The sequence below is a fragment of the Spirillospora sp. NPDC000708 genome, from assembly GCF_040299565.1.
Classification (GTDB): Bacteria; Actinomycetota; Actinomycetes; order Streptosporangiales; family Streptosporangiaceae; genus Spirillospora.
On the sequence record NZ_JBEPCJ010000005.1, the window covers coordinates 57,849 to 76,412 of the forward strand.

General features: G+C 69.7%; 18 protein-coding genes. 14 read left to right on the forward strand and 4 right to left on the reverse strand.

The features are described 5' to 3' along the window. Positions 1 to 102: 102 nt before the first annotated feature. Together ABT299_RS05735 and ABT299_RS05740 are read right to left on the reverse strand one after the other, a co-directional pair. Positions 103 to 393 carry a hypothetical protein gene (locus ABT299_RS05735; RefSeq protein WP_500249907.1) on the reverse strand — a complete coding sequence of 97 codons (291 nt, stop codon included), beginning with the start codon at positions 391 to 393 and terminating at the stop codon, positions 103 to 105. 63 nt (positions 394 to 456) lie between these two features. Further along, positions 457 to 1,353, reverse strand: a complete 897-nt coding sequence (locus ABT299_RS05740; protein WP_500249908.1) for a helix-turn-helix transcriptional regulator — start codon at positions 1,351 to 1,353, stop codon at positions 457 to 459. Between the two features lie 194 nt (positions 1,354 to 1,547). On the opposite strand from ABT299_RS05740, the gene ABT299_RS05745 reads away from it, so the two are divergent. The 4 genes from ABT299_RS05745 to ABT299_RS05760 all read left to right on the forward strand — a co-directional run bounded on the left by ABT299_RS05745 (position 1,548) and on the right by ABT299_RS05760 (position 4,180). Next, positions 1,548 to 1,919 (forward strand): carboxymuconolactone decarboxylase family protein, encoded by a 372-nt coding sequence (locus tag ABT299_RS05745; RefSeq protein ID WP_500249909.1) that lies wholly within the window; start codon positions 1,548 to 1,550, stop codon positions 1,917 to 1,919. Between the two features lie 20 nt (positions 1,920 to 1,939). Beyond that, positions 1,940 to 2,374: a cupin domain-containing protein gene (locus ABT299_RS05750; protein WP_387024865.1), complete on the forward strand. Its 435-nt coding sequence runs from the start codon at positions 1,940 to 1,942 to the stop codon at positions 2,372 to 2,374. After that, positions 2,371 to 3,228, forward strand: a complete 858-nt coding sequence (locus ABT299_RS05755; RefSeq protein WP_500249910.1) for an aldo/keto reductase — start codon at positions 2,371 to 2,373, stop codon at positions 3,226 to 3,228. Before ABT299_RS05750 ends, ABT299_RS05755 begins: the two co-directional genes overlap by 4 nt. A gap of 76 nt (positions 3,229 to 3,304) precedes the next feature. Then, a complete protein-coding gene (locus ABT299_RS05760; RefSeq protein WP_500249911.1) occupies positions 3,305 to 4,180 on the forward strand; it encodes a hypothetical protein in 876 nt (291 codons plus the stop codon). Between the two features lie 502 nt (positions 4,181 to 4,682). Here ABT299_RS05760 and ABT299_RS05765 read toward each other — a convergent pair. Further along, positions 4,683 to 5,450, reverse strand: a complete 768-nt coding sequence (locus ABT299_RS05765) for a hypothetical protein (protein WP_500249912.1) — start codon at positions 5,448 to 5,450, stop codon at positions 4,683 to 4,685. A 652-nt stretch (positions 5,451 to 6,102) separates the two neighbouring features. Between ABT299_RS05765 and ABT299_RS05770 the strand changes: the two genes are divergently transcribed. The 5 genes from ABT299_RS05770 (at position 6,103) to ABT299_RS05790 (ending at position 11,717) form a co-directional block, all read left to right on the forward strand. After that, positions 6,103 to 7,203 (forward strand): hypothetical protein, encoded by a 1,101-nt coding sequence (locus tag ABT299_RS05770; protein ID WP_190853781.1) that lies wholly within the window; start codon positions 6,103 to 6,105, stop codon positions 7,201 to 7,203. A gap of 199 nt (positions 7,204 to 7,402) precedes the next feature. Further along, positions 7,403 to 7,984, forward strand: a complete 582-nt coding sequence (locus tag ABT299_RS05775) for a transposase family protein (RefSeq protein ID WP_500249913.1) — start codon at positions 7,403 to 7,405, stop codon at positions 7,982 to 7,984. A 287-nt stretch (positions 7,985 to 8,271) separates the two neighbouring features. Beyond that, entirely contained in the window at positions 8,272 to 8,673 is a 402-nt protein-coding gene (locus ABT299_RS05780) for a DUF8336 domain-containing protein (protein WP_500249914.1), read from the forward strand. A 285-nt stretch (positions 8,674 to 8,958) separates the two neighbouring features. Then, on the forward strand, positions 8,959 to 9,324 hold the full coding sequence (locus ABT299_RS05785; protein ID WP_500249915.1) for a hypothetical protein: 366 nt from the start codon (positions 8,959 to 8,961) through the stop codon (positions 9,322 to 9,324). Next, positions 9,321 to 11,717, forward strand: a complete 2,397-nt coding sequence (locus ABT299_RS05790; RefSeq protein WP_500249916.1) for an ATP-binding protein — start codon at positions 9,321 to 9,323, stop codon at positions 11,715 to 11,717. The genes ABT299_RS05785 and ABT299_RS05790 overlap by 4 nt, the downstream gene beginning before the upstream one ends. A 262-nt stretch (positions 11,718 to 11,979) precedes the next feature. On the opposite strand, the gene ABT299_RS05795 is transcribed toward ABT299_RS05790, so the two are convergent. Next, positions 11,980 to 12,471, reverse strand: a complete 492-nt coding sequence (locus ABT299_RS05795; RefSeq protein ID WP_500249917.1) for a glycosyltransferase family 2 protein — start codon at positions 12,469 to 12,471, stop codon at positions 11,980 to 11,982. Positions 12,472 to 12,816: 345 nt separating this feature from the next. Between ABT299_RS05795 and ABT299_RS05800 the strand changes: the two genes are divergently transcribed. The 5 genes from ABT299_RS05800 to ABT299_RS05820 all read left to right on the forward strand — a co-directional run bounded on the left by ABT299_RS05800 (position 12,817) and on the right by ABT299_RS05820 (position 18,552). Continuing rightward, a complete protein-coding gene (locus ABT299_RS05800) occupies positions 12,817 to 14,265 on the forward strand; it encodes a serine/threonine-protein kinase (RefSeq protein WP_500250035.1) in 1,449 nt (482 codons plus the stop codon). A 680-nt stretch (positions 14,266 to 14,945) separates the two neighbouring features. Further along, complete coding sequence (locus ABT299_RS05805) at positions 14,946 to 15,905, forward strand: RNA polymerase sigma-70 factor (protein WP_500249918.1); 960 nt, start codon at positions 14,946 to 14,948, stop codon at positions 15,903 to 15,905. Positions 15,906 to 16,131: 226 nt separating this feature from the next. Beyond that, positions 16,132 to 17,850, forward strand: a complete 1,719-nt coding sequence (locus ABT299_RS05810) for an MFS transporter (RefSeq protein WP_500249919.1) — start codon at positions 16,132 to 16,134, stop codon at positions 17,848 to 17,850. A 124-nt stretch (positions 17,851 to 17,974) separates the two neighbouring features. Then, the gene (locus ABT299_RS05815; RefSeq protein WP_500249920.1) at positions 17,975 to 18,217 is read left to right on the forward strand and encodes an FAD-binding protein; all 243 of its coding nucleotides are present in this window, start codon (positions 17,975 to 17,977) and stop codon (positions 18,215 to 18,217) included. Beyond that, entirely contained in the window at positions 18,142 to 18,552 is a 411-nt protein-coding gene (locus ABT299_RS05820) for a hypothetical protein (RefSeq protein WP_500250039.1), read from the forward strand. Before ABT299_RS05815 ends, ABT299_RS05820 begins: the two co-directional genes overlap by 76 nt. Positions 18,553 to 18,564: the final 12 nt, after the last annotated feature.

Here is an 18,564-nt window from a genome sequence, read left to right on the forward strand (position 1 = left end):
CGGTGACCAGCAGGAGCTGCTAGCCGCGGGCGGCGAGGTAGTGGGCGAACGTGGCGCCGATGCCGGCGGAGGTGCCGGTGATGAGCACGGTGCGGAGGGTGGTCATTGGGGGGTTTCTTCGGCCGCGTGGGGGGTGGTGCTGGCGAGGGGGCTGCTGCCGGGGAGCCGGGTGATGGGGTCGGCGCCGAACAGAGTCGCGGGCGTGTGCGCGCCGGGACGAGGGGCGGGGGCGGCGAGGCGATCGGTGACGGCGGTGAGGGCGCCGTCGATGGTGAGCCGGTAAGGGCTGGCCGTGGTGATGCGGGCGGTGGCCCGCCGGCCGGCCGCGTAGGTGGTCTCGCGCCACACGAAGGCAGTGCTGGCGGCCCGTTCGTTCGCGTCGGGGCCCTTCACCGTCTTGTCGATCAGCTTGTGTTTGCCGACAGGGAGGCAGGCACGCGGGCGGGAGGGGATGGGCTACGCGTGCCGGTCGGACGATGCCGGGTCCACGGTCTCCTGCGGGCTGACTTCGGTGGCGGCCCAGGCGGCGAGGAGTAGGAGCTTGTCGTGGTCGGGAGTGTGCGGTGGTGCGCTGTAGGCGGTGAGGGTGAGGCCGGGCTGGGCGGGGAGTTCCATGGCGTCGAAGTCGAGGGTGATCTCGCCGATCGCGGGGTGGCGGAAGGCTTTGCGGCCGGTGTGGTGCAGGCGCACGTTGTGCTTGGCCCACGCCGTACGGAACTCCTCACTGCGGGTGACCAGCTCGCCGATGAGGCCGGTCAGCCCGCTGTCGCCGGGCGCTCGTCCGACCTCGGTGCGCAGCAGCGAAACGGTGGTGTTCAGCGACTCCTCCCAGTCGGGAAAGAAGTCGTGGCCGTCCGGGTCCAGGAACTGGAAGCGGGCGATGTTGGCCGTCCGGGTGTCGCGATCGGGAAACACCGGGGAGTACAGAGCGCGGCCCAGGCGGTTGGTGGCCAGGATGTCCAGGCGGCCGTTGCGGATGAACGCCGGCGAGTCGGTCATAGAGTGCAGGACCCGCAGGGCGCTGTCGGGCAGCGGTCCGCGGGGGCGTCCCGTACGGCGGGCGGGCCGCTTGGCGGCGGCACGGGCCAGGTCGAACAGGTGGGCGCGTTCGGCCTCGTCCAGTTGCAGAGCAGTGGCGACGGCGTGCAGGACCTCGTCGGAGGCGCCGGCCAGGTGTCCACGTTCCAGCCGTACGTAGTAGTCGATGCTGACCTCCGCCAGCAAAGCGACCTCTTCGCGGCGCAACCCCGGCACGCGCCGGCGACCGCCGTACGCGGGCAGCCCGGCCTGCCGCGGGGTGATCTTGGCGCGGCGTGAGGCGAGGAACTCGCGGATGTCACTCTGTGTGCTCACCTCTTCAGGTTAGGCGGGCGTCCGGCGCGGAGAGGGGTCCTGTCAGTACCTGGATCATCAGGCCCTGCTCTCAGCCTGTGACCTGCGGTTCTCTGGGTAGTGGACAGCCGTTGGGGCTGGTCGCTCCCAGGCTGTGCCGGGGTCGACCGATCCCACCCGAGAGCCGACCGCCCTTCCACCAGAGGAGCTCTTCCGTGCCCAAGCAGTCCGCCCCGCAGGAACTCGCGCAGATCGCGCCCAAGCTCGTCGACGTCACCAACGAGGTGCTGTTCGGCGACATCTGGGAACGCCCCGGCCTGTCTGCGAGGGACCGAAGCCTGGTCACCGTCAGTGCGCTGGCGGCCCTCTACCGCAGCGAGCAGCTCGGTTACCACCTCGGTGTGGCCCTGGACAACGGGCTCAGCATGGAGGAGCTGTCGGAGGCGATCACGCACCTGGCCTTCTACGCCGGCTGGCCCAACGCCATGACCGCGATCACCCTGCTGAAGAAGATCGCCGACGAACGCTCCGCCTTACCCCCGACGCGAGCAGCAAACCGGCCCCGCACGATCAGCGGGCGGCAGTGAACCCAAAGAAGAGGACCACGATGGCTGGCAACGGATTCGACCAGATCTTCCCGCTAGGCGAGAAGAACGACACCTACGCGCAGTACTTCATCGGCCAGAGCTATCTGGCTCCGCTCGCCTCGGGCAGCGTTCCCGTCAGCAACGTCTCCTTCGAGCCGGGCTGCCGCAACAACTGGCACATCCACCACGGCACGAACGGCGGCGGGGACCAGATCCTGCTGTGCACGGCGGGCAGCGGCTGGTACCAGGCCGAGGCGCAGGACCCCATCAGCATGGAGCCGGGCACGGTGATCCGCGTTCCGGCGGGCACCAAGCACTGGCACGGCGCGAAGGCCGACGCGTGGTTCTCCCACCTCGCCTTCATCACCCCGGGCGAAGGTGTCAGCAACGAATGGCTCGAGCCGGTCACCGACGAGGTGTACGGCAAGCTGCCGAAGAACGGAGCGAACGCATGACCGTCCTGGAGGAGACCTACACGCTTTCGAACGGCGTCGAGATTCCCAGGCTGGGGCTCGGCACCTGGTTCATCGACGACGACAAGGCGGCCGACGCGGTCCGCGCGGCCGTGCAGATCGGCTACCGCAACGTCGACACCGCCCAGGCGTACGGCAACGAGCGCGGCGTCGGCGAGGGCGTGCGCACCTCGGGAGTGCCCCGCGAGGAGCTGTTCGTCTCGACCAAGCTCGCTGCGGAGATCAAGGACTACGACCAGGCGCTCGCCGCGATCGACGGCTCTCTGGAGAAGCTGGACCTGGACCGTATCGACCTGATGCTGATCCACAGCCCGCAGCCGTGGGACGACTTCCGCGGCGGCGACTACGCCCAGGGCAACCGCGAGGCGTGGCGTGCGCTGGAGGACGCCCACCAAGCCGGAAAGATCCGGGCCATCGGCGTCTCCAACTTCCAGCAGCACGACCTGGAGAACATCCTTGAAGGCGCGACCGTCGTCCCGCACGTGAACCAACTGCTCGTGCACGCCGGGAACACCCCCGCCGAGCTGCTGGCCTACTGCGAGAGCAAGCAGATCCTCGTCGAGGCGTACTCGCCGATCGCCCACGGCGCGATCCTGGAGAACGCCGAAGTCCGGGCGATGGCCGACAAGTACGGGGTCTCCGTCCCTCAGCTGTGCATCCGCTACACCCTCCAGCTGGGCACGGTGTCGCTGCCCAAGACGGCGAACCCCGAACACATGCGGTCCAACGCCGACGTCGACTTCGAGATCTCCGACGCGGACATGGACGCTTTGCGGGGCCTGCGCGATGTGGACTACGGCGACCACAGCGCCTTCCCTGTCTTTAGCGGCAAGTGACACCAGACGAGCGCCACCTCGCGCTGGCGCAGGCCAGCCATGACGAACCGAGCCGGACGCGTACGCGACGGTGTCGGTGGCGCCGAACTCGGCGGTCGCCTGGCTGGGCGACCGCCGCATCGGCCGACCCGCGATGGGCCGCCCCGGACTCATCACCGCCGTCAAGTCCTGCGCGGCACCCCCGCAGCCTCCTGCCCTGGCCCCGGCTGTTCACTATCTGAAAGCAGGGGAGGCGGCGATGCGGCCGGGCGAGGGGGCTCGGGGGCTTCCGGCGACCTGGTCGATCGTGCGCCGGGACCGTCCGGCCGTTCGCGCGTCGACCAGCACATCCGCGGTAGGCAGTTCGGGGCGCGTCACGGCACGTCCGTCATCCTTTCGCGCGGCGCGTGCGTGCGGGTCACTCGGCTTGGGCCGCGCGTTCGAGTGCCTGCGTGCGTTCCTCGGCGACGCGAGCACGTTCGGTGGCGGCGCCGAGCTGCTCGCGCACCGCCGCAGCTCGGCCTCGGCGGCCGCGGTGTCGCGGACCTGCACAGCGACCCTCAGCTCCCCGCGCGTGTCGTCCAGGTCCCGGGCGGCGTCTCGGGCAGCGTCCGCAGCGCGCGGCGTGCGCGTCGTGTTCGGCGGTCTGCAGCGCCTCGCGCAGCCGCGCGTTCTCCTGCTCGGCGATGGCCATCTGGGCGGCGATGCAACCGCCGCGCCCACTCACCCATACCGCTCGGACGTCACAGCCTCATCGCCCGTTCACGCCTTGGCCGATGACGGGCAGGGCCACCATCCTGGTGTGTGCGGTGCCCTTCTACCGGAGTCCGGCCGTAACCCCATCATCGTCGGCGCGCGTGCGGTGTCACTCGGCTTCGGCGGCGCGTTCCAGAGCCTGCGCGCCACGTTCCTCGGCGGCGCGGGCGCGTTCGGCGGCGGCGTCGGAGCGCGCGTCCTCCAGCACGCGCCGTAGCTCGGCCTCGGCGGCTCGACGCCTACGAGACCGAGCGCCTGCCCGTCGCCGAGGAGGTCGTGTCCTTCACCGACAAGATGACCCGCGTCGCGACCGTGGACAACCCCGTGCTGCGCGCCGGGCGCGACACCGCCCTGCGCGTCCTGGACTGGATTCCCGCTGTCCACCGCAAGCTGGCCATGAACCTGTCCGAGCTGGCCCTTGCTCGACCGGGCATGTCCAGAGCGATACCGCGGGCTTCGCACGCCACCACGCCGTGGGACGGCCGTGGCGCCGAGATGACGACCCGACGGTGCGCCGCCGGGCACCGCCAGTGGCCTGACCCGTCACTTTGCCCCTGTTCGGCCTCTGCGGTCATGGGGGAACCTGCGGCTGTCCGCGGACCAGCCGGATCCGCGGGAGGGGCTGACCCGGAGGTCTCGGTCGGCACCGTCGACGGTGGGGTGCTCCCTTCGCCCGGGGAGCGCCCCCACCGTCTCCGTCCTGTTGGATTCGGGGTGGCCTACGAGGTGAGGGACGCGTACGACTTCGTCCCGAGGTAGCCCTGCAGCGAGGCGGAGTTGTTGCCGGACGCCGAGGGCAGGCCGGACCGCCAGTCGGCGATGCCGCCAAGGAGGCCGCAACCGGACGTGGCGGGCACGGAGAACGTGGTGTCGTTGAACGTCGCGCCGATCGCGCTCGTGTAGAACTTCAGCGTGGACGTGTCGGCCAGCGTCTTCAGGTGGACGGGCTGGTCCTTCGTTCCGATGTAGCAGGTGTCGCCGAGCAGCGGGTTGATGACCTTGATGCGGATGTCCATCGCGGTGCTGTAGGTCCCGCTGGCCTGGCCGAGTTCGAGCCCGCCGACGTACTCGGTTAGGACCTTCAGGCCGAGGAACGGGATGTCCTCGGTGCCGGGGACGCCGAGCACGCCGCCGGGTACGGACATCGGCGCCGACTCGAAGCTCCCGAAGAAGTTGCGGCGCACGCCGGTGTCGGGGTCGGGGCCGTTCTGCAGCACGATCGTCATCGGCGAGGTGATCGGCTGCTCGATCTTGCCGATCTTGATCGTGCCGGCGGGGACGACCAGGACGCCGCAGCTCCACTGGCTCGGGGTGGCGCCGGCGGGCAGGGGCGGGCACTTGTCGTAGCCGATGGTCACGGGCGGGTCCTCGGCGGCGGAGGCCGGCACGGCGGCACCGCCGAGGACGGCGGGGGCGGCGGCCGCGCCGAGGGCGAGGACGGACAGGAGCCGGGCGGGCAGCGCGCGCAGGCAGGAGGGGGTCTTCACAGGGGTGGGCCTTTCCCGGAGAACATCACGCGGGATTGAAACACTCGGGGGTGTGTCAATGATCAGTGGCAGGGTAAGGCGCGACACCCCGACGATCAAGGCCTCGGACCAAGGTTGGCGATCAACGTCCAGAGGGTCACCCTGCGTTGATCACGCCGGGCGTCCCGCGAAAGCCGTGCAGTGGGCTGGGCGAATCCGGTCGCCTGACACTCCCCTACGCGTGGCCACTGATCAAGTTCACAGAGCACAAGGCGAAGCCTGCCCATCGCATCCGGTCGAGAGGCTCCGGTACCACCTATGCACGATGCTGAACGATCTGCCGCCGGCATCACGCAGGCCCACCCGCCCGAGCCCGGCGAACCATGGCCTATCAAGCCACGAACCCGGCCGTCCGGTCGGGCTGGCCGACCTCGCCACCCAGATCCACACCCGGAGAACACCGATGAGATCGACTGCTTCCGCGATCAGCCTGAGATGTCGGACGGACGATCAAAACGAGCGGTTGACGCGGTGGCCGTTTCCGGCACCGATCGCTACCGCCGGGACGCCCCAAGTGTCCTATAGATGACTGTTCAGCCCTCTCGATCGGGGAAGCATGAGGGATTCACGCAGCACCTTCACCCACAAACTCCGCCGTCTCATGCCAGTGCCCATGTTCGCGCTGGGATTGGCCCTCGTGGGAGCGATACCGCTGGCGCGAGCCGCACAGCCGCAGCCCTGGCAGCTGGTGAAGACCAACGACTTCAGCCCGTACGACAGCATGTCGGCGGTCACGGCCACCGGCCCGCGCAACGCCTGGACGTTCGTTAGCGGTGACCAGCACGACCGGATCGTCGCGCAGCACTGGAACGGCAGGGCCTGGCGCAACGTGGCAGTGCCCGCCGGACTGCCCGGGGAGATCCGAGAGGCCAGCGCCACGTCCACTTCCAACACCTGGGCGGTCGGCGACAGCGACAACGCTTCCAGCGGTTCGTACGCACTGCGCTGGAACGGCGGCAAATGGGTGGTGGCGCACCGATGGGCCACCGGCGTCGTCAGCGGCGTGACCGCGGCGGGCCCCAACAAGGCATGGGTCTTCAGCGACAATCGCCGCGACGCCGGCGTGGGCACCTGGCATTTCAACGGCCGCCGGTGGATCCAGATCCAGTTGCCGTACAGCATCGAACGGGCAAGCGCGGTCTCAGCCCGCGACATCTGGGCGATCGGCAATGATTCCTCGGACAGCTTCAAGGTGATCGCACATTACGACGGCACGGCCTGGACCCAGGTACCGGCCGGTGACGGGCTGCCCGACGACATCCGGGGCGGCGACGGAGAGCCCTCGCAGCAAGTCTTCCTGTCGGACGTGGTCGCGGTGTCGGCCACGGAGGTCTGGGTGACCGGGACGGTGTCGCGTAGCGACGACCTTGGCGTAACGGAGTTCCCGGTGGCCGCACGCTGGGACGGCAATCGGTGGCAGAAGGTGGACGTGCCGGGGACCTGGCGTCCGCGGGTCGCCGCGGCCGACGGCCGCGGTGGGCTGTGGGTCTCCGGGGACGGCGACCCGCGGGAGTCGGGCCGCGACGCACCGGTGCTGATGCACCGCTCGTCCGACGGCACGTGGTCGAGTTCGGTCGTCCAGGCCGGAAACCGTACCGCCTACGTCGACGGCATGGCCCTGGTGCCGGGGACCACCACACTGTGGGGCGTGGGACAGCTACGGCCTGCGGATGAGTCCTCCTCTGACGGAGCCATCTTCCGCCAAGGACAATGAACCGCCGACCCGGATGGAACGCGGCGGGGCGATCTCCCCAGGGAGATCGCCCCGCGTCCGAAGGACCCTTTTCATCGGTCTGAGGTGATGGTGATCACGGAGTGATCGCGATGCTGACGTTCGGCCGGTGAAGTGAACAGGGCTCGGGGCCGGGTTCGGCGTGTCGACGAGTACGGCCTGGCGGTATGTCGAGGAGGCGGTGGCGCTGCCCGGCCGCACGCACGACCTGACCGCAGTCCGCGTGTGGGGGATTCTGCGGGAGTTGGACAAGGCCGGAATCCTCACGCTGGCCGACAAGGGCTATCAATGCGCCGAGGCCTCGGTGGTCATCACCCCGTACAAGGGACACAACAAACCCGAGTCGCAGAAACAGGGCCAACCGCTCGCACGCCAAGCTCCGCGGACCCGGCGAACGCGCGAACGCTCAACTGAGTCATGGAAGCTGCTCCGCAGGCTCCGCTGCAGCCCCTGCAAGGCCGGCCATCTGGTCAAGGCCATCGCCGTCCTACAGAACTACGAGATCACCCGAGGAATGAAAAGGTCAAAGGTACCGTCGACGCGCGACTGGCTCGCCAAACTCCACCTCGTCGCCGCCGGCCTCGGCATCACCACCCGGCAAGAGCCCCCGCAGCCGCCGGCCTGCGCCCTCACACCGGCCGTGGCCGGCTGTCAGTGGTCGGCGCCGCGCTCGCCGACCAAGCCCCCGTTCGTCGGCGCCGCTGACCGCAGCGAACACCGAGCCATGGCCCCTTTCTGTCACATTCCGGCCGCCCCCGGATGAGCGCCGCTAACGGCAAACCCGTCGCCCCGCGCGCACGCACTGACCCTCTTCCGCGCGATCTCCGAAACCGAAGGCCGCAGGTACACCGCCACCACCTTCCGCGCGCCCGTATCAGGGCTGCGAGCGGATGATCCGGATGACCACGGCGGTCGACTACCTGGCCGACTCGTTCGAGGAATCGGGCCCGCCTCCGTACGCGATGCTGGACCTCCTCTACAGCGACGGCGACATCGTGCAGGACTTCATCATCCCGCACGCCCGCGCCTTCCGGTGGTGGTACCGCAAGCTTGGCCTGGGGCGGAGCGCGAGCGACGGCCCCGACAACCAGTCCGCGCGCGGTCCCTCACCGCCCGCCCCGGGATGCGAGCACTCCCCGCTCGGGCACCCGCGCCGCACACGACCGCCACGCCGTCCTGGACCAGGACCTGCCGGACGACTGCCGGCTGCGCCGCCGCCGCGGCAACGCCTTGTGCAGACCCGCCGCCCGGTTCACCGAACTGACCGACGCAGGCCCACACTCGGCGGCAGATCCGAGGTCGTCTTCCCACCCGACTCCGCCGCCGCCTGATCACCTATCCCGAAACCTCCACCTTGCCCGAGCCGATATCCCGCCGGAACCTGCCCCCGGCCCCGCCCCAGCCCACCGCACCGCACCGCACCGCACCGCACCGCACCGACCACAGCCTTGACGAACACGAAGGCATTCGTCGACATTCAGCAGAATCGTCCATTTGACGGCAGATTGGTCGTCAGACCACGTCGCCCACCTTGGCGGCACGCTCGCGGGCGCGTTCGTCATCGATGTCGATGGTGGCCCGCCGGTAGAGCCCGACCACGGCGTCGGCGGTCAAGAAGTACCGCGTGCTTTGGTGACCTTGCAGAGCTGGTAGCCCAGCGACTCACACGCGTTGGTGATGAAGAGGAGCAGCCGGTGGACCGGTCGGATAAAGGCCAAGAGAGGAATGGGTGACGCCATGAGGGCGCGTGCGCTGATCTGGGCGGTGATCGGGGCTGCGGTAACGGCCGCTGGGACGCTCGTGGTGTTCTGGCTCCTGCGGGGATTGGAGCAGGCGGGCTGGCTGGCCGGCGTGTTCGGCGCGTTCGCCGCTCTGGCCGCGCTCGTGATGGCCCTGCCCCACCCTGCCCCGGCGCCCGTCCCGCCGCCGACGCCCGAGCGGTCCGGCGAGGAGCACGGCGCGACCGTCAACACCTTCAGCGGCGGGACCGTCCACGGTCCGGTGGTCATGGGCCGCGACATCGCCTTCACCGGCAAGCCCGCTCCCGCCACCGGCTCCGGCGCGGACGAGGAGCCCCGGGACGGCGCCGGACCGTCCCGGTGAGCGGCGGGACCCGCAACGAGATCACCGGCGGGATCTTCTTCTCCGCTGTGGTCCAGGGGCGCGACATCACCGTGCAGTTGCCGCCCGCCGTGACCCCGGCACTGTCCGGTCTGCCCGCCGGGTCGGGCGCCTTCACCGGCCGCGAGGACGAGCTGCGCCGCGTGCTGGCCCCGCTGGCCCCACAGGCCCTGCCGGCCCCGGGGAACCAGGACGCCGCAGGCCCGGCGGTCGTCGGCGCGGCGGTCAGCGGGATGGCGGGGGTCGGCAAGACGGAACTGGCCGTCCAGGCCGCCCGGACCGCGCTGGACGACGGCTGGTTCCCGGGCGGCGTCCTGTTCGTCGACCTGTTCGGCTACGACAGCGTCCGGCGCGTCGAACCCGAAGTGGCGCTGGAGGGGTGGCTCCGCGCCCTCGGTGTCCCCGGCGAGCACGTCCCGCCCGGCCTCCAGAACCGGTCCCGGCTGTTCACCTCGATCCTGGACGCCTACGCCCGGGAGGGCCGCCGGATCCTCGTCGTGATCGACAACGCCGCCTCGCACGAGCAGGCCGGGCCGCTGCTGCCGGCCGACGGCCGCACGGCGGCGATCGTCACCTCGCGGCACCGGCTCGGCATGCTGAACACGCGGAAGGTCGATATCGGTGTCCTGCCCGCCGAGGACGCGGTGACGCTGCTAAGGCGCGCCATGGCCATGCTCGATCCGCGCGACACCCGGATCGACGACCATCCCGGCGACGCCGCCACGATCGCCCGACTATGCGGCGGCCTGCCGCTGGCGCTGCGTATCGTCGCGGCACTGCTGGCGGACGAGCCGTCCCGGCCACTGGCCGGGACGGTCGCCGACCTGTCGGAGGCCGGGGCGCGCCTGGAGGAACTGCAGTACGCCGACGCCGACGGTGAGATCGCGGTACGGGCGGCGTTCGCCCTGTCGTACGCACGCCTCGCCCCGGAGCAGGCCCGGCTGTTCCGGTCGCTGGCGCTGAACCCCGGCGCCGAGTTCGGGCTCGACGCGGCGGCGGTCCTCGCGGACTCCCCGACCTCCGGTGTCCGCAGGACGTTGCGCCGCCTCCGCGCGGCCCATCTGATCGAGGACGGTTCGGCGGACGGCAGGTACCGCTTCCACGACCTGATGCGCGACTACGCCCGCGAAAGGCTGGCCGACGAGGACGCCGAGCCCGACCGCGTCGCCGCGCATGGCCGGCTCACGCAGTTCTACCAGCGGACCGCCGCATCCGCCGCCCGCCGGCTCGGCGGATCCGAGGACGACCGTTTCGCCACCCGGGAACAGGCCCTGTCCTGGCTGGACACCGAACGCGCGAACCTGCTCGCCGCCCTGTCCGAGGCCCACGAATCGGGCCAGTGGCTCCGCACGTTCGCGCTCGCCGCCGACCTGAGCGCCTACCTGGAGTTCCGCCACCTCGTGGACGACTCGATCGCCGCGCAGACCCGTGCCCTGGACGCGGCGGCCAGGCTGGGCCCGAGGCAGCAGGCCGTCGCCGCGGCCAACCTGGGCAACGCCTACCGCATCGGAGGGCAGTACGACCTGGCGGAATCCCATCTCAGGCGCGCACGCGAACTCTTGCGCGGAGTCGACCTCGTCTCAGAGGGCGATGTCCTGCACAATCTCGGCCTCGTCTACTTCCGCATGGGCAGGTACGCCAGGGCCGAATCATGCCACCGGGCCGACCTGGGCATCTGCACGGCCACGCGGGAACGGCGTCGTCAGGGCCAGGCCCTGACGGCCCTCGGCGACGCTCTGCGCATGCAGCGCCGCTATGCGGAGGCCGCCAGAACCCTCGACACGGCCATCCACCTCTTCGAACGCCTGGACGCCTCCGCCGATGCCATGCTCGCCCGCGTCAACCACGCGCTCACCTGCCTCGACTGGCGTCCCCACGGCTCAGCGTCCTTCATCATCTGGCAGCTGTGTCGGGCGCTCAAGACGGCCGAGGAGATCGACGCGCGCCCCGTCAAAGCAACGATCTTCCTGAACCTCAGCGCGGCCTATACGATCCGCTGCGGCACCTGCCACCGGGACGCGGCGATCCACTGGGCTCTGGAGGCGGCGGCCCTGTTCAGATCGCTGCGCGACCCCCGCCAAGAGGCCGGGGCCCTCCGAAATGTGGGCATAGCGCACCGCAGCGCCGGGGAGACGGCCGAGGCAGATCGCCACCTGCGGCAGGCACTGGCGATTTTCGCAGGGCTGGGCGCGTCCAAAGAGGTCAAAGTCCTGAACGCGCTGCTGGCGAAACCGGCCCCGCAACCTCTCCGCCATGAGCAGCACTCACGGGACGAGGACGCACGCTGGCTGACGAAATGGTGCGACGACCTGCCACACGCCGTGCTGCGCGGCGATACCGCACGGCTGTCCGACGTCGCCTTCGCGATCTATTAGCTACCCGCGGTGAGGTCGGAACTCATCGACGAACTCGGAAACGACGTCACCTGCTGGATTCAGCTCTCTCCCTGCTGGGCGGAGGTCCTGCGTCCCGCACATGGAAGGCGTTTGCACCCGCAGGCCGACTCGTTCGGCGAGCAGCAGCAACTCGGTGTCGAAGAAACCACTTCCTCGTCCTCGACGACGGGCAGCAACGCCTTGACGACCTCCGTCCGGGCCGCCTTGAACCCGCATTGGGCATCGGAGAACCGGGCGCGCATCACGGCGCGCAGCAGCAGGTTGTAGCAGCCCGAGATGATCTCCCACTTGGGGCCGCGGGCCGTGTGCGCTCCGCGCGCCAGCCGCGACCCGATAGCGAGTTCGCCAGCAGCGGCTTCACCAGCGACAGGGACCCGTTGAGGTCGGTGGACAGGTCCACGTCCATGTAGGCGACCACGTCGGCGACGCTGGCCGACCAGATGTGCCGCAGTGCCCGGCCCCGCCCCTTGCGGTCCAGGTGGACGGCCCGGACCGGCGCCAGCGCGTCGGCCAGCCGCCTCGCGATGTCCCAAGTCCGGTCGGTGCCGGCATTGTCGGCGATCGTGATGACGAAGTCGTAGGAGAGCCCGGTCTTCAGGAAGTCGCGCAGCCCGCGGACGCTGCGCTCCAGCACGTGCTGCTCGTTGTAGACCGGCACCACCACCCCGACCAGGCGCCAGCGCGGCCCGCGCGGGGACCGCCGCTCTCGCGGGAACAAAATCGGTTCGCTCATGGCCCCCACGGTCGGGCGACCGCATTCGCATGCCGTGAACCATCCTCGAGACGAGCCGCAAAGCTGCGGACGCCGTGCCCAGCCCCGCTTAACCCGTCTCTCATCGCCCCAGCAACAGCGGCGCCGAAACGGCCGCACTCGTGGCAGCTGCGCTCAGGGACATCAGCGATTGCTGAATCAGCGTCGTTGTCGTGTGGTCCTGATCCCTACCACCTCGGGAGCCACTTTCGGGAGCCAACGCCTTCCGCCGAGCCTGCGCACACGGGATCATTGGATGGACGACTCGGTGCACCATGCCGACAAGGACTCAGAGTGGATCCTCTTGGCCCCGACGACCCACAGACCATGGGCCGATACTCACTGACCGCGCGGCTCGGATCGGGCGGGATGGGAACCGTCTACCTCGGTCTCTCGCCAGGCGGACGCCCGGTAGCCGTGAAGGTCGTCCGTGCCGAGTACGGCAGTGATCCGGAGTTCCGGCGCCGGTTCGCCACGGAGATCACCGCGGCCCGGCGCGTGGGCGGGTTCTACACCGCCAATGTGGTGGACGCCGACCCCTACGGCGACCCACCCTGGATGGTCACCGCCTACGTCGACGGCCCTTCCCTCTACCGGACGGTCATCGACCAGGGCCCGCTCCCGCCGGACCGAGTGGCGCGCCTCGGCGCCGGCCTGGTCGAAGCATTGGGCGCCATCCACGGATGCGGCCTTGTCCATCGTGACCTCAAGCCCACCAACATCCTGATCGCATCGGACGGTCCCCGGGTCATCGACTTCGGAATCGCCCGCGCCCTCGATGTCACCTCTGCCACCACTACCAGCGCGATCGTAGGCACTCCGAGCTACATGTCCCCGGAGCAGATTCTCGCCGGCCGGCAGATCGGCCCGCCCAGCGACGTCTTCTCCCTGGGATCGGTCCTGACGTTCGCCGCGACCGGAACGGTTCCCTTCGGCGTCGGCCATCCTCAAGCGGTGCTCTTCCGAATCGTGCAAGACGAGCCGGACCTCTCCCAGGTCCCCATCGGCATCAGGGACATCGTCGCCGCCTGCCTCGCCAAGCAACCAGCATTGCGCCCGACTTTAGGCGAGTTGCTGACCGCCTTGAGCGCCGATGGCAGCACCGTCACGGCGGACTGGCCGCCACGTCCGGCCGCAGAAACGATCAACCGGCACGTCACGCCGACCGGCACCCAGCCCAGCAGCGAACCTTCCCGTGCGGCCATTCCAGAAGGCAGCGAGCTACCGGCCGATCTCCGCGACCTCGTTCGGCTGGCCCGCAGCCGCACCATCGACGCCATCAACCGCCGCCGAGCGGCACTTGAGGTGACCGAAAAGGACTCGGCGCTCGGGGTCGCGCTGCTCAGCGAACTCGCTCGAGATCGCTCGGTCGAGCCCTTCGACCGCCGGCTGGCCGCCAAGACGGCGAGCGACTGGGATCTCCGGCAGGGCATCGCACTGCTCACCGAACAGGCCCGTGACAGACGGGATGACAGCCACGACCGGCTCGACGCGGCCAGTGATGTCGCCGGGGTCGACCAGGCCGCAGGAGTCGCGCTGCTCGTCGAGCAGTGCCGCGACCCGGCGCTCCCCCCGAGCGCCAGACGGGAAGTCGCCAAGAAGCTCGCCGTCTTCGACATGGACGCGGCGATCACGATGCTCACCGAACAGGCACTGGACACGGCCTTCGACCGAGACGACCGCCTTCGGGCGGGTGTCGAAGCCAAGGCATTGGATTACGCCCGAGGATCGGCACTGTTGGAGCGGTTGACCGACAGTCTTCGCGACGGACGCTGACGCTTCCAGCCATGCACACGCCGCGAGAACGATCACCGATCATTTGGCCCGGCTGGTCATGATCGCCCTGACGAATCGACAGCCGAACCAGAGCAGGCGTCGGTGATCTGCCACAGGGCCAATTTCGCCTCGTCTGCAGACCTCGATCGGCGCTCGCACCCGACCCCCCTTCGCGATGCGTGCCACCGAGACGTGACGTATTGCCCCCGCCCCGCGCCCTGCGACGCCATCCGACAGGGCCCGGCCGACGACACGACTCCGCGCCTTTCGGTGGCCCGGACGTCCCCAGTCTTCGACGGGTTGTTTGCTGGCTGTCGTCCCGCCTGATGGTGAAACTCCCGGACTGTGCGCACGACCGGAAGAACCATCCCTGCGTGCGCAGGGCCAACGCGCTGCGGTCCCCGCGCACGCGGGGGATGGACAGACCACGCCGGACCTGAGTTGCGTCAGGTGTTCTTACCGGCCAGTCACGCGATCTATCCGCGCCTCGACTGCAGGGACGCGCACAGCATCCTGGAACCGTCCTTCGGCCGGCGGCGACATGCGGCCGTCGGCGGTCCTGTGAGCATCGAATCGTAGGCGGCCCGATGTCACACGCGTGCACCAGTCGGTGTCTTGATGTCGACTGCACCAACCCGTTGGGCCGAGCCCAATGGCTATCCCCGAAAGAGGATCGTGTCGTGGACGCACAGCTCGAGGGTCGCCGGCAGGCAGGGCCGCTGGATAAGGAGCAGGCTCGGGATGTGAGCGAGTACGCCACCGACCCGGAGACCGAGGCGTTCCTCGCCCACCGGAACATGCTGTTCACGGTCGCCTACGAGATGCTCGGATCGGCGGCCGACGCGGAGGACGTTCTGCAGGAGACCTGGCTGCGATGGGTCAAGGTCGACGTGGGGCAGGTGCGCGATCAGCGCGCCTACCTGGTCCAGATCACGATCCGCCAATCGATGAACCGTTTGCGCAGCATAAGGCGCTGCAGGGAGGCCTACGTCGGTCCCTGGCTGCCCGAACCGCTGCTCACCACACCGGACGTGGCCGAGAACATCGAGCTGGCCGAGAGCGTGTCGATGGCGCTGATGCTCGTTCTGGAGACGTTGTCACCGACCGAACGCGCCGTGTTCGTGCTGCGCGAGGTCTTCGGGTTCGGCTATGACGAGATCGCGGCCGCCGTCGGGAAGACCTCCGTGGCCGTCCGCCAGATCGCGCACCGTGCCCGCAGGCACGTGGACGCTCGCCGCCCCCGCGAAGCGGTGTCCCCAAGCCAGGCCCGGGCGGTCGTGGAGGCGTTCCGGCGGGCGTTGGTCACTCGGGACCTGCAGGCGCTGTTCGACGTGCTCGCCCCCCAGGTCGTGGCCATCAGCGACGGCGGTGGCGTAAAGCAGGCCGCGCCTCATCCGATCATCGGCGCCGAGAAAGTGGCCCGTTTCATCATTGGCGGCCTGGCCAAGACCGATGCCGCTCTCACCGTTGGGCCGACCGTGGCCAACGGCAACCCGGCACTGATCGTGCGCGTGGACGGCGAGTTCGACGGTGTCTTGGCGGTGCGCGTCGAGGACGCCCGCGTCACCGGTCTCTACTACGTCCGCAACCCCGACAAGCTGACCCATATCGATACCGAGACCTCACTCACTCTGCGATGAGCACGGTCGCGGAACAGGAGTGCGCGCCCCACTGAGACACCACGCCTCGGTTGATGTTGCGCCGATCAGGTAGCTCATCACGCTCCGGTCATCGACCCCATCGCAGGCGATGGCAGCCCGAGGGATCTGCTCGGCACGGTCGGGTTCCGCTTTCCCCTTCACCTGGCGACAGACCGGCCGGTCCTGCCTCGCCGCTGATGCTGCATGCCCATTTCGAGAGGAATCCATGAGTACGAAACCTTCACAGGCCGCGCTCGCCGACGGCGGCGGGGACGTGCCGGACGCGCGTCAGCTGCGCGTGGTCCTGATCGCCGTCTCGATGGCGTTGATGGCCGTCATCGCGTCGGTGTCCGGGCTGACCGTCGCCCAGACGCAGCTGGCCGTCGACTTCGACACCTCGCAGGACACGGTCCTGTGGATCATCAACATCTACACCCTCACCCTGGCCGCGCTGCTGCTGCCGCTCGGCGCGATCGGTGACCGCCTGGGCCGCAAGCCCACGCTGATCGCCGGGCTGGCCGTCTTCGGCATCGCGAGCATCGCGGCGGGCCTGGCCCCGACCGCCGAAATCATGATGGCCGCGCGCGTGGCCTGCGGTATCGGCGCCGCGACGATCATGCCCATCACCCTGGCCGTCATCACCTCCACGTTCCCCGAAGAGCAGCGCGGGAAGGCGATCGGCGTGTGGACCGGCGTCGCCGGAGGAGGCGGCATCCTGGGCATGTTCCTGTCCGCCCTCCTGGTCGACGTCGCCGACTGGCGCTGGATGTTCGTCCTGCCCGTGGCCCTGATCGTCATCGCCCTGGCCATGACACTGAAGTCGGTCCCCAACTCCCACGAGCGCCCCGCTCACGCCTTCGACGCCGTCGGCGCACTGGTCTCCATCATCGCCGTGGCCGCCCTCACCTTCGTCCTGCAGGAGGGACCGCGTCGCGGCTGGACCGCACCCGCGACGCTGATCAGCCTCGCCGCCGGCCTCATCGCCACGGCCGGGTTCGTGTCATGGGAGCTGCGCCGCCGGGACGCCTCGCTGCTGGACGTGCGCCTGTTCGGCCAGCGCGGCCTGGCCGGCGGCTCGATCACGTTGCTGGTGGTCTTCGGTGTCCAGTCGGGCATCTTCGTGGTCCTGTTCCCGTTCTTCCAGGCCGTGCTCGGCTGGTCGGCGCTGCTGTCCGCGGCGGCGCTGATGCCCATGGCGGCCGCGATGATGACGGCCTCCGGCCTGGCCCCCAGGCTGGCCGCGCGGGTCGGCTCCCGCCTGACCATGAGTTCGGGAATCGCTTTGACCGGCGTCGGTCTGGCGCTTCTGGCCCTGTTCGTCTCCATCGACGGCGGCTACCTGACGATCCTGCCCGGCATCGTCGTCATGGGCGTCGGCATGGCCCTGTCCATGGTGCCCTCCACCGAAGCCATCACCCGTGCCCTGCCACAGGACAAACAGGGCGTCGCCTCCGCTCTCAACGACGTCACCCGAGAATTCGGCACCGCACTCGGCGTCGCCATGCTCGGTGCGATCCTGACGGCCGGCTACCGCAACGCCATCGACGACAAGCTGGACGGCATCCCCCAGGGGGCCGCTGACACGGCCCGCGAGGGCATCGCCAACGCACTCCAGGCCTCGAACGGCGCAGGCTCACAGGCTCAGACCCTGGTGGACGCCGCGAAGCAGTCCTACGTCGACGGATGGCAGCAGTCCATGTGGGCAGGCGTCGCCCTCATGGGCCTGCTGCTCGTCTACATCACTGTTCGCGGTCCGAAGAACACCACCTCCGCAGCCGCATCGGACAAGGCAGAGGCTGCCGAACCTGCCTCACCCGCTTCCCCGTTCCCTGCTCATGACCCCGATCGTGAGGCGGCGATCGCATCCGGGCGGGTCGCCGTAGGAGGAGATCGCGGCCACTCCGAGGGCGGTAGCCACCGCGCCGACGACCTGACCAGCCGGTAGCCGGAAGAGGCATCGCTCGGGCGACGCGGTCGGGCGACCCTTCCCGAACGATGAGGCGCACCGATCCGACCACGTCGTCCGGCCCCGAGACCCGGACCAGATCGCGGCCGCGCTCGCCCACGCCGTGCGGCACGACCTGGCGGTGTCGGTGCGGTCGGGCGGACACAGCCCGCTCGGCCACGGCACCAACACCGGCGGAATGGTGATCGACCTATCGCGCCTGGCCACCGTCGAGATCCTCGAGCCGAGCGCCGGTTCGTGCGCGTGGGCGGTGGCGCGCCCTGGGGCCAGGTGGCCGGGACGCTCGATCCGCACGGCTGGGGTCTCACCGCCGGCGACACCACGGGCGTCGGCGCCGGCGGGCTGACCTTGGGCGGGGCGTCGGCTGGATGGTGCAGCGGCACGGCCTGGCGATCGACAACCTGGCCGGAGCGCGTTGTGACGGCCGACGGCCGCCTGCTCACCGCATCGGCGCAGGAGAACCCGGACCTCTTCTGGGCGCTGCGTGGTGGCAGCGCCAACTCCGGCGTGGTCACCGACTTCGACTTCATCGCCCAGCCGGTCACCACCGTCCACTACAGGTCGGTCGGCTACCGGCTCGACGACCCCGCGGACCTGCTCTTGCGCTGGTTCCTGTCAGCGATCGGGTCGCTGTTCCGCTCAACTCCCGACAGCAAGCGAACCGACGGGAGCATCACATGAAGCACCGCATCG